Source organism: Stenotrophomonas sp. 85239_Sma (genome assembly GCF_056481725.1).
The window spans coordinates 4,390,197-4,406,506 of record NZ_CM151163.1; the positions used below are offsets into that span (position 1 = coordinate 4,390,197).

Genomic DNA, 16,310 nt, shown 5'->3' on the forward strand with positions numbered 1-16,310 from the left:
TGAGCGCGTGGGCGTTCGGCGGGCAAAACGCTCCCGGGCCACGGCCGTGATGGCCGTAGTCGGAATGGGCGGGGGAGGAGCGGTGTTACGTAGGAGTCATGGGGCGACGATGCTGGCGGAGTCGCCCTCCTGGCCGATCAGGACGGCGTTGGCCCAGTTGGCGCAGACCTGGGCGGGTTGGCTGCCCTGCGCACCCAGCGTGCGCAGGCTCAGGGTGGAAAGGCCTCGGATGTCCAGCTCCGGCTTGACCACGCCGGGCGCCTTCACCAGGCCGCTGTCATACAGCAGGCGGTTGTCACCCCAGACCTGGAACTGCAGGCCGCCGGCGTTGCGGCAGGCGTCGTCGATGCCGAGGTCGGCGCGCAGCAGGTGCCAGCCGCCCTGCAGGCGCAGGTCGATGCGGCTGTTGGCGCCGACACCCAGGCCACGGCGGAACTGCAGGCCGTTCATGCGCATGCCGGCGTCGCCACGGAAGGACTGGTCGGTGCGCACCTGGCTGGCCAGCGCGGCCGGCACCGGCAGCTCGGAGAGATAGCGCTGCCGGGCCGGTCGCTCCGGTTCCTGGTGTTCAAGAATGTGGAAGGTGGACAGTGCGATCGGGCCGACATCGCGCGGCTGCAATGCATCGAACGCGCGGGCGCTGCCTTGTGCCGCGGTCACCATCGGGTCGGAGCTGCTGGCGCCGTCGCCCTCGGGGTTCTGCACGCTCAGCACGCGGAAGCGCAGCAGGCGACCGGCATGGGCCGGGAAGTCGATGCGCTGCAGGCCTTCCTTCAGCTGCAGGCGGCCACGGGCGATCGGCTCGCCCCACTCGCCATTGCTGTCACCCAGGTACACCTCGTAGTCGCGGACCTGCCCGTGCTTCCAGTTCTTGTCGTTGCGCGGCGCGATGTCGATGCCATCGATCATCTTCCGCTCGCCGAAGCCGATCACCCACTCATGCGCGCCGGTGCGCACGGCCTGGTTGCGCACGCTGCGGAACCAGGTGCCCGGATCCTCATCGAAGGCATTTTCCAGCGCATGGCCGGGTTCTTCGGCCGGGCGATTGACCACCAGCAGGCTGTCGGCCGGCAGTTCGCGGCCCAGCACCGGCGCGGCCGGATAGGCATCATCGGCGGCTGCGGCAGCGACTGCGAAGTCCAGCTGCAGCTGCAGCGGCTGGCGGATGTCCTGCGCGGCCGTGCGCACATGCAGCGTGCCGCGGCGCTCCTTGGCATCGAAGTACCAGCCTTCGCTGGCGCTGTTCAACGCAGCGGCATCGGCCAGCGCAGGCAGCGCGCGGCCACCGGCCTGCACCGCACGCGGCGCCTGGCGGCTGAGCACGCGCAGGCCATAGCGACGCTGCGCCAGCTGGCCCTGGTATTGGCCCTGCACTGCATCGATCTGCACCTGCACCGGGCCACTGCCCTGCAGCGGCGCCTGCACGCGGACCTGCTGCGTGCTCGATTCGCCCTGCTGGTAGCGGCGGGTGTTGCCATCGTCTTCGTACAGCGTGTACTGCGAATCACCCTGCGGGTACAGGTCGAACGTCACTTCATCCAGCGGCTTCTCGCCATCGAACAGCATCGACGGGTACATCGGCAGGATCGCACCGGCGCGCACGAACAGCGGCAGCGTGGCCAGGTCCACCTGGCGGTCGAGTTGGCGGCCGTCGGTGCCGGCCTGCACGCGGCGGCCATCCCAATAGTCGATCCAGCCGCCGGCCGGCAGGTGGATGTCGCGGCGCCATCCGCGGCTGGCCGCCTGGCTGCGGTACACCGGCGCCACCAGCAGGTCGCGGCCGAGCAGGAACTGGTACTTGTAGGTTTCGTCCTGCGCATGCGGATCGCGCGGGTTGTCCCACATCAGGCCACGCACCGGCGGTGCACCGGTCTGTGCGGCCTCGTGCACCAGCCCGTACATGTATGGGGTCAGGCGCATCTTCAACTTCAGGTAATCGCGGTTGATGCTGCGGTAGGGCTCGTCGTACCACCACGGGTGCTTGCGCGCGTTCGACGACCAGCCGCTCATGCCCATCAGCACCGGGGTGAACGCCTTCCACTGCAGGTCGCGGGTGAAGGTCTCGGCGCTGCCGCCGAAGATCGCATCAACGTCGCCGCTGGCGTAGGCCATGCCGGACAGGCCCGAACCGACCAGGGTCGGCACGTGCCAGCGGATGTAGTCCCAGCTGCTGCTCTGGTCGCCGGTCCACGCTACGGCATAGCGCTGGATGCCGGCCCAGCCCATCACCGTCCACAGGAACGGGCGCGAATCGGAATTGTCGAGGATGCCGTTGAATGCCTGGCGGTTGGCATCCATCGCGAACTGGTAGCCCTTGCCGGTCCAGGCCACGTCCAGCTTCTGCACGCGGCTGCCAGCCTTGCCCACTTCCCAGGCGATCTTGTCGACACCGTTCTCGGTCCACAGGCCGGTGCGGAAGCCGTACGTGGCCAGGCCCTTCACCGTTTCCGGCAACTGCTTGTAGCCGCAGCCGTAACCATCATTGGGCAGGATCCAGCCACCGGGCATGTCGTGGGCGCGGTACTGCTTGGCCACGCTGTCGATCACATCCGGCGTGGTGCCGGTCGGGCCGTCGCTCCAGCCTTCAGGCACGGTGCCGGGCTTCTTGCTGTTGTCGCCGTCGTTGTAGCAATCGGCATCGCCGTAGGACAGCGCCCAGCGCGCCACCATGTTGGGGCGGCCGGTCAGCTGGGTGTAGCGCTCGATCAGCTTTGGCAGATCGGCGCCGACGAAGTAGTAGGCATCGAAGCGGTCTTCGCGATGCAGCAGCGTGGCCTGGTCGGCCTCGCGCAGATCGTAGCTGCCATCGCTCCACGTATTGCGCAGCATGCCCCAGCCGCGGCTGCTCAGCAGCATCGGTGCCGGGCTGGGGCGGTCGCCCTCTTCCCAGCCGCCGGAGTAGGACACTTCCAGCTCGCGGCCCTTGAACTGGTAGCGGCCGTTCTGCTGGCCACCGCCGTAATAGCCTTCGTCGGCCTGCGAGGACAGCACCTGCACGCTCTGCGTGGCATCCAGGTCCAGGGGCTGCAGCTCCTGCCAGAGGGCGATGGGCTGGCCGTTGTCCAGGCGTTCCAGGCGCAGGCGCAGCGGCTGCCGCTGCACATGCAGCACCAGTGCATCGGTGCGCACGCGGATTTCCTGCGCGTCTTCTTCCAGCTGCGCCTGCACGTTCGCCTTGGGCTGCGGCAGCACGATCGGCGCGGCCTTGTCGCCTGCACCAGTGAGCTTGCCGTTGCGGCCGGCCTGCACGCGGATGATGTCGGTGGCCGGCAGCTCGATGCGGATGCGCGCGCCCTTGTCGGTCTGCAGGTCCCAGCCCTGCACGCCGTCGCGGCTGTCGCTGGCGGCCACCGAACGCAGGTTGCCAACCGGCTCGGCGCTGGCCGGCATGGACGCCAGCATCAATGCCGGCAACAGGGCCAGCATCAGCGGCGAGCGACGAACGCAGTTTTCCACGCGGACTCCCAACCCGTTCACCGGGCGTTTCGAAAGCGGTTGGGCCGACTCTAGGGCAGCGATTCGAAAGATGTCAACAAATTGAAAGGAAAAAGGAAGATATATTCCATTGAAACGAAAGTTGCTGCGCCGCAATACTTTGTGTAAGCGCTTGCAGGCGCCTGTTAAGCGTTGTGCGATACGGCATTCCGCGCATCCTTTCGTTTTTCATCGCACTGCGGATCGTGGAAAGACGGACGCTCATTTTCTTTCTTTTTGCTTTCGCAATTTGACATTTCGAAAGAAAACGAAGATGGTGCGCTGGCCCAACTGGAACCTCCGAATGGACGTCACCCTGCTTTCCGATGTGTCCGCCTGGCAGCGCCTGGGCGGAGCCGATACCGCTACTGAAATCGCCCAGCAGCCTGCGCTGTGGGAAGCCCTCGCCCAGGATCTGTCGCATGCCCGTGACCGCCTGCAGGCTTTCCTCGGCGACGGCCTCAACGATCCCAACCAGCGCGTGCTGTTCACCGGCGCCGGCAGCTCCGGCTTCATTGCCGAGATGGTGGCCGACGCGATCAACGCACAGTGGCCGGCCGAGGTGCGCGTGGTGCACACCACCAGCCTGCTGACCCACCCGGCGCTGTACCTGCAGCGCGACCGCCCGACCCTGCTGGTCTCGTTCGGCCGCAGCGGCTCCAGCCCGGAGAGCGTGGCGGCAGTGGACCGCGTGCGCAGCGATGTGGATGATGCGCGCTTCCTCGACATCACCTGCAATGCCGATGGCGAACTGGCCCGCCGTGGCGCCGGCCGTGCCGACACCTGCACCCTGCTGATGCCCTCGGCCAGCTGCGACCGTGCCTTCGCCATGACCAGCAGCCTGACCTGCATGCTGCTGGCCGCATTGACCGTGTTCGATCGTTCGCCGTGGGATGCGCGCGTGGCGCGCCTGAAGCAGATCGCCGCGCTGGCCCGCGAAGGCCAGGCGCAGTGGGATGCACCGGTGGCGGCGCTGGCGCAACGCCCGTTCAACCGCATCATCTACCTCGGCAGCGGCCCGCTGGAAGCGCTGGCACGCGAGTGCGCGCTGAAGGTGCTGGAGCTGACCGCCGGCCGCGTGCTGGCGCTGGCGAACACGCCGCTGGGCTTCCGCCATGGCCCGAAGTCGACGCTGGACGGCAACACCCTGGTGGTGGTGCTGCGCAGCGTGCAGCCGCTGGCGCGCCGCTACGAACAGGACCTGCTGGAAGAACTGCGCCGCGACGGCGTTGCCGGCCAGGTCCTGGCGATCGGCCCGCATTCGGACATCGGCGCCGATGATGAGTACACCCTCACCGTGCCGGCACTGGACGACCCGTGGCTGGCGCCGGTGTGGCTGGGCTTCGCGCAGCTGTTCGCGCTGCAGCGCTCGGCCGCGCTTGGCCTGACCCCGGACAACCCGTTCCCGGATGGCACCGTCAACCGCGTGGTCAAGGGCGTCACCATCCACCATGGCTGAGCTGATCGCCCACGCCTGCTACGGCATCGACATCGGCGGCACCAAGATCGAGCTGGTGGCGTGCGATGCGGCGATGCAGGTCACCTGGCGCCGCCGCGTGGCGACGCCGCAGGGCGACTACGACGGCTTCCTGCAGGCGGTGCAGAGCCTGGTCGCCGAGGCCGATGCCGCGCTGGGCCGCAGTGATGCGGCCATCGGCATCGCCCTGCCCGGCGTGCGCGATCGCCGCAGCGGCCGCCAGCTGAGTGCCAACGTGCCTGCGCTGACCGGCCACAGCGTGGCCGCCGACCTGCAGGCGCGCCTGCAGCGGCCGCTGCATTTCGGCAACGACCTGCAGTGCTTCGCCCTGTCTGAAGCCCACGGCGGTGCCGCCGACGGCTACGCCAGCATGTTCGGCGCCATCCTCGGCACCGGTGCCGGTGGCGGGTTCTGCGTGCAGGGCCGCCTGCTGTCCGGCTTCAACGGCCTGGCCGGCGAATGGGGCCACTGGAGCGTGCCCGGCCACCTGCTGCAGCGCCACGGCCTGCCGCTGATTGACTGCGCGTGTGGCCTGCAGGGCTGCGTGGAGCGGTATGTCTCCGGCAGTGGCGTGGCGATGATCGAACGCCACCTTGGTGGCAGCGCCGCCGACGCCAGCGCGGTGATCGCACTGGCCGAAGCCGGTGATGCCCGCGCACGCAAGGCGCTGGACATCCATCGCGACCTGCTCGGCCACAGCCTGGCCGCGCTGGTGCTGGCGCTGGACCCGCACGTGATCGTGCTCGGCGGCGGCCTTTCGCAGTACGCGCCGCTGTACCAGCAGCTGCCGGCCGCCATCGCCGCCCATCTGTTCAAGGGCGTGCAGGTGCCGCCGATCGTGCCGCCGCGTTTCGGCGATGCCGGCGGCGCACGCGGTGCCGCCCTGCTCGCCTGTCAACCCTCGTTTTCCTGATGTCCGGAGCCTGACCATGTCCCCGTTGCAGACCCTGCTTGCCTCCCACCGCGCTGGCGCCAACGTCGGCCTGTACAGCGTCTGCTGCAGCAACGAGCAGGTACTGCGCGCGGCCATGCACGTGGCGCAGGCACACGGCACCGTGCTGCTGGTCGAGGCCACCTCCAACCAGGTCGACCAGTTCGGCGGCTACACCGGCATGACCCCGCCGCAGTACCGCGATTACGTGGGCACGCTGGCCGATGAGGAGGGCTTCCCGCGCGAGCGACTGATCCTGGGCGGTGACCACCTCGGCCCGAATGCCTGGCAGAAGCGTCCGGCCGCCGAAGCGATGACCCACGCGCGCGTGCTGATCGAGGCCTACGTCGCCGCCGGCTTCCACAAGATCCACCTGGACTGCAGCATGTCCTGCGCCGATGATCCGGTGCCGCTGCCCGATGCCATCGTTGCCGCGCGCTCGGCCGAGCTGGCCGAGATCGCCGAACGCACCGCGGCTGACCACGGCCTGCCGCCGCCGGTCTACGTGATCGGTACCGAAGTGCCGATTCCCGGTGGCGAAGCCTCGCTGGCAGAAGGCCTGCAGGTGACCACGCCGGCCGCCGCCGCGCAGACCCTGGCCATCCACCAGCAGGCGTTCGATACCCCGCAGCTTCGCGATGCGTGGCAGCGCGTGATCGCGATGGTGGTGCAGCCGGGCGTGGACTTCGACCACAGCAGCGTGCACGAGTACGACGCGGCCGCCGCCAGCACGCTGGCCGGCTTCCTCGAACAGCAGCCGCGCATCGTGTTCGAAGCGCATTCCACCGACTACCAGCGCGAGAGCGGCCTGCACGCGCTGGTGCGCGACCACTTCGCCATCCTCAAGGTCGGCCCGGCCGCCACCTTCGCCTATCGCGAGGCACTGTTCGCGCTGGCCGCGATCGAGGCCGAGCTGCTTCCAGCCGCGCAGTGCTCGCGCCTGCCGCACGTGCTGGACGAGGTGATGGTGGCGCAGCCGAAGTACTGGCAGTCCTACTACCAGGGCGATGAGGCCGCGCTGCGCCTGCTGCGCAGCTATTCCTTCAGCGACCGCTGCCGCTACTACTGGGGCGAGCCAGCGCTGGTGCAGGCGGTGCAGACCCTGTTCACCAACCTGGAACAGCATGCGCCGCCGCTGGTGCTGCTCAGCCAGTATCTGCCGGAGCAGTACCGCGCCGTGCGCGAAGGTACCCTGGCCAACACCCCCACCGCACTGGTGCAGCACCGCATCGGCCTGTGCCTGGGCGAATACGCCCGCGCCTGCAGCGCCAACCAGGCCGGAACCCGCGCGCACCACGCAGGCTCGGCTGCCGCCGTGTCTGCGAACGGCTAATCTCTACCTTTTCCCGCGAAACCGAGAATGGCCATGCGCAACACCCGCTCCCGCCGGCAACAGATCCTGCAGCTGCTGATCGAGCACGGCTCGGTGCAGGTGGCCGATCTGGTCGAGCGCTTCGGCGTGTCGGCGGTGACCATCCGTGCCGATCTGACCCACTTCGAGTCGCAGGGCCTGGCCACCCGCACCCACGGCGGTGCCACGCTGGTGCGCACGCCGCCGCAGGAACAGGACATCCACGAGAAGGACGCACTGAACCTGCCGCTGAAGGAATCGATCGGCGCGCGCGCCGCGCGCCTGGTGCAGCCCGGCGACAACATCATCATCGACTCCGGCTCGACCACGATGACCCTGGCCCGCCACCTGCGCGCGCATCGCGACGTGACGGTGATGACCAACGGCCTGAACATCGCCTGGGAACTGGCCAATGCCGCGGGCATCACCGTGCTGCTGACCGGTGGCCTGCTGCGCCAGCAGTCGCTGTCGCTGCAGGGCAGCCAGGCCGAAGCCAGCCTCAACTCGTACAGCTTCGACACCCTGTTCCTGGGCGTGGACGGCCTGGACCTGCAGTTCGGCCTGACCACCCACGACGAGGCCGAAGCCCGCCTCAACCACCGCATGGTCGAACGTGCACGCCGCATCGTGGTGCTGACCGACGCCTCCAAGTTCGGCCGCGTCAGCCTGCACCGCATCGCCCTGCTGGATCAGATCCACGCCATCATCACCGACGCCGGCATCGACGATGCGACCCGCGAAGGGCTGCAGCGGCTGGGCATCGAAGTGATCATCGCCGAGCCCGCCGCATGACCGACACCCGCACCCTGCATGGCCGCATCCTCACCCCGCTGGGTTGGCGGCGTGGCCACGTCCACTTCGATTCACACGTACGCCGGCTGCAGGTGGACGACCACAGCGGTGCCGACGACCTGCAGCTGCCGGTGATCCTGCCCGGCTTCATCGACCTGCACGTGCACGGCGCGGCCGGCGTGGACCTGATGCAGGGCGGTGACGTGGCACGCACCATCGCCCGCACCCATCTGCGCTTCGGCACCACCACGCTGCTGGCGACCACCATGACCGCCGGGCTGGACGAGATCGAGCACGCGCTGCAGGGTGTGGCCGCCACCATGGCAGCGCCCGATGCCGATGCCGCCTGCATTGCCGGCGTGCATCTGGAAGGACCGTTCATCAGCCCGCAGCGTCTGGGTGCGCAGCCCAACCGCACGATCGAGGCGACGCTGGCACTGGTGCAGCAGCTGCATGCGCTGGCACCGATCCGGGTGATGACGCTGGCTCCGGAGATCGGCGAGCACACCGCGCTGATTCCCGCGCTGTCGGCAATGGGCATCCGCGTGCAGCTCGGTCACAGCGCCGGTACCTACGAGGAAGGCGTGGCCGCGCTGCAGGCCGGTGCCTCCGGCTTCACCCACCTGTTCAACGGCATGACCGGCGTCGATCACTATCGCCCGGGCATTGCAGCGGCGGCGTTGGCACATGCGCAGTACGCCGAGATCATTCCCGACCTGCAGCACATCCACCCCGGCGTGATCCGCCTGGCCGCGCGCGCGATCCCGCGCCTGTACGCAGTGACCGACGCCACCGCCGCCACTGGCATGCCCGATGGCGAGTACGCGCTGGGCGAGCAGCGCGTGCACAAGTGCGGTGGCTGCGTGCGCCTGGCGACCGGTTCGCTGGCCGGCAGCGCGCTGACCATGGACCAGGCGCTGCGCAACCTGGTGCAGGTGGGCCTGGAGCTGGCCGATGCCTCGCAGCGCGTTTCCACCTTCCCGGCCGATTACCTGGGCCTGGGCGATCGCGGCCGCATCGCGCCCGACGCCCGCGCCGACCTGGTGGTGCTGGACGCCGAACTGCGCCTGCAGCAGGTGGTGGTAGGCGGGCGCGTGGTCGATCTGAACGCAACACCAGCCTGACGCACCGCGCCTTTGTAGAGTCGAGCCATGCTTGGCTGTCCGCGCATGGCGCGGCAGAGCAATCGAGCATGGCTCGACTCTACAGAAAGCAATCCGCACCGAAACACCTCCTGGGATATGCCGATGACTGCACGCACCGCTCCGCGCTGGCCCGTACGCTACCTGCTCTTCATCGGCGGCCTGGGTGGCCTGCTGTACGGCATCGACATCGGCATCATCGCCGGCGCCCTGCCCTACCTGGAGGCAACGGCCAGCCACGCGTGGCAGCTCAGCAGCCAGCAGCTCGGCTTCGTCGTCGCGGCAGTGCTGCTGGGCAGCGTGTTGTCTTCGCTGTTCGCCGGCATGGTTGCCGACCTGATCGGCCGCCGCGGCGCGATGCTGCTGGCCGGCCTGCTGTTCACCGCCTCGATTCCGATCATGGCACTGGCCTCCGGCTACACGCCGCTGCTGCTGGGACGCTTGCTGCAGGGCATCAGTGGCGGTTTGATCGGCGTGGTGATTCCGCTGTACCTGGCTGAAGTGCTCAGCCCCGAACGACGTGGGCGCGGCGCGGCGATGTTCCAGCTGCTGCTGACCGTTGGCCTGGTGCTGGCAGCCCTGATCGGCCTGTACCACGCCCACGCCGTGGATGCCGCCGCCGAAGCCGTGCGTTCGCTGCCGGTCGCGCAGCAGGCGCAGGAACTGTTCACGGTGAAGGACCATGCCTGGCGCACCATCTTCTGGACCTGCCTGGCGCCAGGCCTGCTGTTCTGCGCCGGTATCTTCTGGCTGTCCGAATCGCCACGCTGGCTGGTGCGCCGCGGTCGCATCGATGAAGCCCGCCGCAGCCTCCAGCGCGTCCTGCCCGCCGCAGAGGTCGAGCCCACGCTGGCCCAGATCCAGGCGCCGGAATCGAGCAGCAGCGACGGCAAGCGCGATCCGCTGCTCAGCCGCCGCTACGTGGTGCCGTTCCTGCTGGCCTGCGTGGTGCTGGCCTGTACCCAGGCCACCGGCATCAACTCGGTGCTGGCCTACGCGGTGAACATCCTCAACCAGGCCGGCCTGTCCGGTTCAGTGGCCAATGGTGCCGACGTGGCGATCAAGCTGCTCAATGCGGTGATGACCGTGGTCGCGCTGCTGCTGGTCGACCGCAAGGGCCGCAAGTTCCTGCTGATGCTCGGCAGTGGTGGCATCTGCTTGGCCCTGCTGGCCGCCGCCACGCTGTTCTTCCAGGCCGAACGCGGCCGCACCGACGTGCAGCCCCAGCTGCAGGCGGCGGTCAACGGCGACGGCCTGCAGCTGGGGCTGGATGACGCGCAGTGGCAGCGCCTCGGCGCCGGCATCGACAGCGAAGGCAGGCCGATGCAGCTGACCGTGTCGTACGCCTATGGTGACTTCACCAATGTGCGCGCCCTGCGCAGCGACAACCTGACCGACCGCGAGCTGCGCATCGAGCGTGCCGGCACCGTGCAGCCGGACAGCGTGATCGGTGCGTTCTTCCGCACGCTGCATCTGAACCCGTTCGCCGACCCCGCCAGTGCCACGCAGGCACCGTTGCGCATCGAGCAGGCCCGCATCGGCCCGGTGCCGCCGCCGGCCCATGGCTGGGCGGTGGCCACCTGCATCCTGGTGTTCGTCGCGTTCTTCGCAGTCGGCCCCGGCGTGTGCGTGTGGCTGGCACTGTCGGAGCTGATGCCCAACCGCATCCGCTCCAACGGCATGAGCATCGCGCTGCTGATCAACCAGTTCGTGTCGACCACCATCGCCGCCATCTTCCTGCCCACTGTGGGCCACTACGGCTACGCCAGCATGTTCGTGTTCTGGGCGGCGTGCACCTTCGTGTTCTTCCTGGTGGCTGCGTTCTGGCTGCCGGAGACCAAGGGCAAGTCGCTGGAAGAAATCGAGGCCCGGTTCGCCCGGTAATCGTCGACCTGGGTCGACCTCCGCGCGCAGCGCGGGGTCGCAGGCGCGCCGGTCATTCGCCGGTGATGTGCCTGGCCAGATCCCGCGCCTCGGCAACGCTGGACAGCCCGCTCAACATCATCGATTCGCCGAACGGCCCCTGCACCGTCGCCACCATCAACACGCGGCCGTCCACGCTGAGCGCCGCGCGCTGGCCCACCAGGGCTGCCGTGCCATCATGGATGCGCTGGTGCGCTTCGGGTCGATAGCGGATCTGCAGGCCAGGTTGCTTGGCCTCATCCAGCACGTAGCGCACGTCGGCGATGTCGGTGCTGCCGGCGATCGACGGCTCGCGCAGGGCGAGGGTTTCGCCTTGCCATTGCGCCGGCTTGCCTTTGCCGGAGGCGTCCACCGCGCTCAGGCGCACATCCACGCCAGGGCGCGGCACGTGATCCTTCCCTGCCAAGCCACCGGGCGTGGCGCCCGGCACGCATCCGGCCAGCACCAGTGCCGCCCCCAGCAGAAGCGGAAGCGCAACCCTCACCGCAGCTTCCGCAGCTTGAATGCCACCAACACCTGCAGCAGCCCGTACAGCAGGCTGCCGATGCCGATCCACAGCGTGGTCACCGCTACACCGGCATACGGGTTGGCCGCAAACAGCAGGCCCAGCACCACCGCCAGCACGCCGCTGAGGATCAGCAGCCACTCGCCTTGGATCTGCTTGCGCACGCGGATCGCGAACACGATGCGATAGATGCCGGCCACCAGCAGCCACGCCGCCAGGAACAGCACCAGCACGCTGGCGGTGGCCAGCGGATTGATCACCGCCAGGATGCCGAAACCCAGCGAAGCAATGGCATAGAGCGCGAGCCAGCCGCGCGAAGCGCCGCTGCCGCCACTGACCAGTGCGAACAGGCTGATGACACCCTCGACGATGGCCATCACGCCCAGTGTCCAGGCCAGTGCCATGGCCGCCGACAGCGGCCAACCGATGGCAATGATGCCGAAGCCCAGAGCGACCAGACCATACAGCAGGAGGATCCACCAGCTACGGCCAACCGCCGACAACAGGGGAGACAAGGGGGAATTCATGGCCACTCCTTCGATCCGGAACCGGCCCCATCCTAGCCCCTGGCGATGAAGAGAACGATCACGGCACCCGCGCGCACACCCATACGCGCACCTCTTCAACGCCGACGCAGCGCAGCGTTTCGGCAATCTCCATCACCGTACTGCCTGTGGTCATCACGTCGTCGACCACGGTCAGCCGCGGTGGCACTGGACCGCGTACATCGAACGCATCGAACAGGTTCTCCCGGCGCTGTTCGGCCGTGCGTTCGGACTGTGGTGCCGTATGCCGCCGCCGGTACAGCCCGTGCCAGACCGGCATCGACAGCAACCGGCACAGCTCACCCGCCTGGTTGTAGCCGCGCTGGCGCAGGCGACGATTGTGCAGCGGCACCGGCACCAGCGGTGGGCACCACCAGGGCGGCGGCGCCCGCTGCATCAGCTGTGCCAGCAGGCGACCGGCGGCGACGTCCTGATGAAACTTGTAGCGCACCAGCAGCTGGTCGACCGGCGGCAGGTACAACAGGCTGGCATGGGTGGCGGCCTGCGGCGGTGCTTCCTCGCGGCAGCTGCCGCAGACGATCAGCGCGTTGTCGGGCAGCGGCAGCGCACAACGCAGGCAGGTGCGGCCAGACCAAGGCAGATCGACAAGGCAGGCACGGCACAGGTCAAGATCATCGTGGCCCGGGTCGCCGCAGACCAGGCAACGAAGCGGTAGCGGCACGCGAAGTGCGGCCTGCACGTGGCGGCCCGCATCGAAGAAGGCAGACATGCGCTTCAGCATGTCGCCCCCGCCAGCGCGTTGCCATCGGGGGTGCCCTCAACGACCCGTAAGCATTTTCATCGCCCACCTTCTGCCCCGATCCCTTCACCGCGTTGGCGCAGGCTTCGCATCCACCCGGGTGCGGTACACCATGTACGGCGTCTGCCGGCGATCAACGCCGCCATTGAATCCGGCCTGCCGATGCAGCTGGTTGGCGGTGAAGTACAGATAGCCATCGGGCCCCATCGACAGGGTATCCGGCCACAGGATGCGCGGGTCGTGCACCACGGTCGTCCAGCGCCCCTGCGCATCGCGGGCGTGGATGGCGTTGTGCTCGTAGTCGCTGGCATACAGCCGGCCGTTGGTGTCCATCTCCATACCATCGGACGCGCCCTTGTCGCCCAGGTCGACCACGGCCGCAGCCAGCGCCGCCTCATTTACGTTGGGGTCGCGCAGCAAGGCGGTGGGCACGCTGTACAGATGGCGGCTCGACAACGGGGTATAGAACAGCGTCGCGCCATCCGGCGACAACGCAATGCCATCGGCAGCCACGGTGAACGGCTGCGTCGAACCATCCGCGTTGCGCAGCCGCATCTGCCGTCCTTCCACGATCGGTACGAAGGCGGGATCGGCCGAGGTGGATACGTGGCCGACCAGTCGCTTGGACGCGACGCCAGTGGCGAGGTCAATCACGATGATGCCGCCGATGCCGCTCAGCGACGAGTCGGTCACGTAGGCCACGCCCTCGCGGCCGACACGGAAATCGAAGCGCACATCGTTGACATAGGTGCGCGCGTCGATGACGTTGGCCGGGAATACCAGCGTCTTGGTCACGGTGTTGGTGGCAAGGTCGATCGCCACCAGTTTGGCACCGCCGGCCTGTGGAGCGGAGAAGCCCGGCGCAGCAGTGTCCAGCACCCAGAGGCGCCCCTGGCCATCGGCCACCACGCTCTGCACGCTGATGAAATGGGCCGCCGGATCGGGACCGTCCTTGCGGTTGATGCGCGCATCCGGATAGGGCACGGCGCGGCCGTCGCGCCATTCGGCCACGCTGTAGGTCACGTCATCGCCCCAGCGCGGGAAGTTGACGAAGATCCGCCCGGTCTCGGACACCGCCACGCTGGTGGGCATGGCACCTTCGAAACGCGCCACCGGTTCGAGGGTGCCGATGCTGCGCTCGCTGGGCAGCAGGGGCGCGCCGGACATCGCCAGCGCGGGGGAACTGGCCAGGGCCAGGATGGCAGCCGCCAGGCTGCGGATACGGCAGTTGATCATGGTCGCGCTCTCGATGCAGGTCCGGGTGCGGCCCCGGCGTCGACGCATCTTCTGCGGCACACGCGGCATCGGGTAGACGGTGCAACGAGGAATCAGCTTCACTACAGGAGTGAAGATTACGACCTGATTGATCCTGTTGACCAAGGTAATCAGCGATGCCTATCAGCCGGCTCTGCTTGCGGCACCATCAACAACTCCGCCAACCCACGGTAGATCGGCACGCGGCACACCAGCCCGGACACGCCCCGCGCGATCAGCACCGTGGCCAGGATCGGCAGCAGCAGATCACCACTGTCGGTCAGCTCCAGCGAGATCACCGCCGAGGTCAGCGGTGCCTGGGTAACGCCGGTCAGGTAGGCACACATGCCCAGCAGCACGAACGCACGCGGATCCACGCCCGGCATCAACACCGCCAGGTTATGCCCAAGGCCGGCACCGACCGCCAGCGCCGGCGAGAACAGGCCGCCAGGGATACCCGCCACGTAGGACGCCAGATTCGCCAGCAGCTTCATCAGACCGAATTCATGGCCCACCATCGCCTGCCCCTGTACCAGGCTGCGCGCCTGCTCGTAGCCGGTGCCGAACGCGCCTTCGCCGAAGACGAGGGCGAGCACCACCACCACCAGGCCGCACGCGGCCGCCAGCAGCACGGGATGCCGCTGCCGCAGCTGGCCAAGCCAACGCGGGCGGCCCGCCGCACTGGCCAGGACGGCGCGCGCGAACAAGCCTCCCAGCAGACCCGCCACCACACCGCACAACAGGATCGCCAGCCAACCCTGTCCCAGCGGAAGCCGCGCGCTTACATGGCCGAAATAGGTGTAGTTGCCCAGCAGGCCCAGCGACACCACGCCGCCGACGATCACTGCGGTCAGCAGGGTGCCGGAGAACCGATGCTCGAAGCGGCCGCTGAGCTCCTCGATGGCAAAGACGATACCGGCCAGCGGCGTGTTGAACGCCGCCGCAATACCAGCAGCGCCACCGGCCAACAGGAAATGCGAGAGCTCGCGGGGATCCTTGAAGCCGAACCAGCGGCCAAACAGGTACATCAGGCTGGCACCCACATGCACCGTCGGGCCCTCGCGCCCGACCGACGCGCCACCGAGCAGCGACAACGAGGTCAGCAGCAGCTTGCCCGCCGAGACCGCAGGCGAAAGATTGATCTTCCGGAATGGCTCATCGGGCTTGTCCAACGCAGCGATGACCTGCGGAATACCGCTGCCGCGGGTGGGTTTCAGCACGCCCGCAGTCAGCCACGCCAACAACGCGAAGATGCCCGGCGTGAGCAGCAGCGCCCACCACGGCGAGTGCGAGGTGATGCGCTGGAACAGGTGGAAGGCCGCGTCGCTGGCCTTGGCGAACAGGATGGCCACCAGTGCCACGGCCACGGCGCCGCCCCAGAGCGCGGCGCGGCGGCGCCAGGCCTCGCTGAGAACCAGCGCGGTGATGCGGCCGCGGAGGCGATGGAGATCGGTCATGCGGGGCAGTGTGGACGGAGCGGAAACGGGCGGACAGCGGTTACTGTGGCTGAAGGCCTTGCAGGATGCGGTGAAATGCCCGGACACGGGCCGTTCCGGCAACCAGCCCCGTGCGCACACCGCTAAACGGGCAGGCGCTCCCGCCACCGGCGCTTTTCCACGCTGCGCACGTTGGGCTGCTGCCGCAGCCACTCCAGATACAGCTGCAGATGGGCCAGCTCGTCATCAGCCGGATCACCGGTGAACTCACGCACCTCGACCAGATTTCCGTAGTTTCTGGCGTACTTGCCGGGCGTGTCATCGATACCGATCATCTGCTCCAAACGGAAGCCGTGGCGCTTCAGCTTGCCCAGCCGCTTCTGCGAGGTGTAACCGCCGGTTTCCCAATCACGGGCCATACTGCACCGCGGCGCGGACCACAGGAACGCCAGCGGACGCCCCGGCATCAGCTGGTCCACCAGCGGTTCGGCATACAGTTGCCCGGACGACGTCCACACACCCACCGTGAAATGGGCAAAGGCATAGTCGAGGAATGCCTGCAGGTGGGGCCGCAGGTAGACGTGGTAGCCGACGAGGCGGAAATCCGCGGGTCGCTCCAGTTCACGCTCGCTGGCATGCACCAGCGTCTCATCCAGATCGAGTATCAGCAGCTTTCCGCCCTGCGGCATCGCGTCCGGTTCCATGTGCATTCTTCTTTCA

At 68.2% G+C, this 16,310-nt stretch carries 13 protein-coding genes; 6 read left to right on the forward strand and 7 right to left on the reverse strand.

Annotated features, from left to right (window positions below):
* Positions 1–96: 96 nt before the first annotated feature.
* Complete coding sequence (locus tag ACYKG1_RS20415) at positions 97–3,456, reverse strand: TIM-barrel domain-containing protein (RefSeq protein WP_478471232.1); 3,360 nt, start codon at positions 3,454–3,456, stop codon at positions 97–99.
* 322 nt (positions 3,457–3,778) lie between these two features.
* On the opposite strand from ACYKG1_RS20415, the gene ACYKG1_RS20420 reads away from it, so the two are divergent.
* From ACYKG1_RS20420 to ACYKG1_RS20445, 6 genes are all read left to right on the forward strand, one after another.
* Positions 3,779–4,933 carry an SIS domain-containing protein gene (locus ACYKG1_RS20420; protein ID WP_262084277.1) on the forward strand — a complete coding sequence of 385 codons (1,155 nt, stop codon included), beginning with the start codon at positions 3,779–3,781 and terminating at the stop codon, positions 4,931–4,933.
* Entirely contained in the window at positions 4,926–5,864 is a 939-nt protein-coding gene (locus ACYKG1_RS20425) for an ROK family protein (RefSeq protein ID WP_100474442.1), read from the forward strand. Before ACYKG1_RS20420 ends, ACYKG1_RS20425 begins: the two co-directional genes overlap by 8 nt.
* Before the next feature lie 16 nt (positions 5,865–5,880).
* Positions 5,881–7,215 (forward strand): D-tagatose-bisphosphate aldolase, class II, non-catalytic subunit, encoded by a 1,335-nt coding sequence (locus ACYKG1_RS20430; protein WP_262084275.1) that lies wholly within the window; start codon positions 5,881–5,883, stop codon positions 7,213–7,215.
* Positions 7,216–7,248: 33 nt separating this feature from the next.
* On the forward strand, positions 7,249–8,025 hold the full coding sequence (locus ACYKG1_RS20435) for a DeoR family transcriptional regulator (RefSeq protein WP_087924247.1): 777 nt from the start codon (positions 7,249–7,251) through the stop codon (positions 8,023–8,025).
* Positions 8,022–9,149 carry an N-acetylglucosamine-6-phosphate deacetylase gene (gene nagA, locus ACYKG1_RS20440; RefSeq protein ID WP_478471233.1) on the forward strand — a complete coding sequence of 376 codons (1,128 nt, stop codon included), beginning with the start codon at positions 8,022–8,024 and terminating at the stop codon, positions 9,147–9,149. The genes ACYKG1_RS20435 and nagA overlap by 4 nt, the downstream gene beginning before the upstream one ends.
* A 123-nt stretch (positions 9,150–9,272) precedes the next feature.
* Positions 9,273–11,051, forward strand: coding sequence for an MFS transporter (locus ACYKG1_RS20445; protein WP_478471234.1), 1,779 nt, complete (start codon positions 9,273–9,275; stop codon positions 11,049–11,051).
* A gap of 52 nt (positions 11,052–11,103) precedes the next feature.
* Here the strand turns inward: ACYKG1_RS20445 and ACYKG1_RS20450 are convergent, their stop codons facing one another.
* The 6 genes from ACYKG1_RS20450 to ACYKG1_RS20475 form a co-directional block, all read right to left on the reverse strand.
* On the reverse strand, positions 11,104–11,574 hold the full coding sequence (locus ACYKG1_RS20450) for a SecDF P1 head subdomain-containing protein (RefSeq protein ID WP_478471235.1): 471 nt from the start codon (positions 11,572–11,574) through the stop codon (positions 11,104–11,106).
* Positions 11,571–12,122, reverse strand: a complete 552-nt coding sequence (locus ACYKG1_RS20455) for an HdeD family acid-resistance protein (protein ID WP_478471236.1) — start codon at positions 12,120–12,122, stop codon at positions 11,571–11,573. Before ACYKG1_RS20455 ends, ACYKG1_RS20450 begins: the two co-directional genes overlap by 4 nt.
* Positions 12,123–12,180: 58 nt before the next feature.
* Positions 12,181–12,870 (reverse strand): ComF family protein, encoded by a 690-nt coding sequence (locus ACYKG1_RS20460; RefSeq protein WP_478471237.1) that lies wholly within the window; start codon positions 12,868–12,870, stop codon positions 12,181–12,183.
* A 96-nt stretch (positions 12,871–12,966) separates the two neighbouring features.
* Entirely contained in the window at positions 12,967–14,136 is a 1,170-nt protein-coding gene (locus ACYKG1_RS20465; RefSeq protein WP_478471238.1) for an L-dopachrome tautomerase-related protein, read from the reverse strand.
* A 149-nt stretch (positions 14,137–14,285) separates the two neighbouring features.
* Positions 14,286–15,611: a chloride channel protein gene (locus tag ACYKG1_RS20470; protein WP_262084271.1), complete on the reverse strand. Its 1,326-nt coding sequence runs from the start codon at positions 15,609–15,611 to the stop codon at positions 14,286–14,288.
* A gap of 122 nt (positions 15,612–15,733) precedes the next feature.
* Positions 15,734–16,300: an HAD family hydrolase gene (locus ACYKG1_RS20475; protein WP_262084270.1), complete on the reverse strand. Its 567-nt coding sequence runs from the start codon at positions 16,298–16,300 to the stop codon at positions 15,734–15,736.
* Positions 16,301–16,310: the final 10 nt, after the last annotated feature.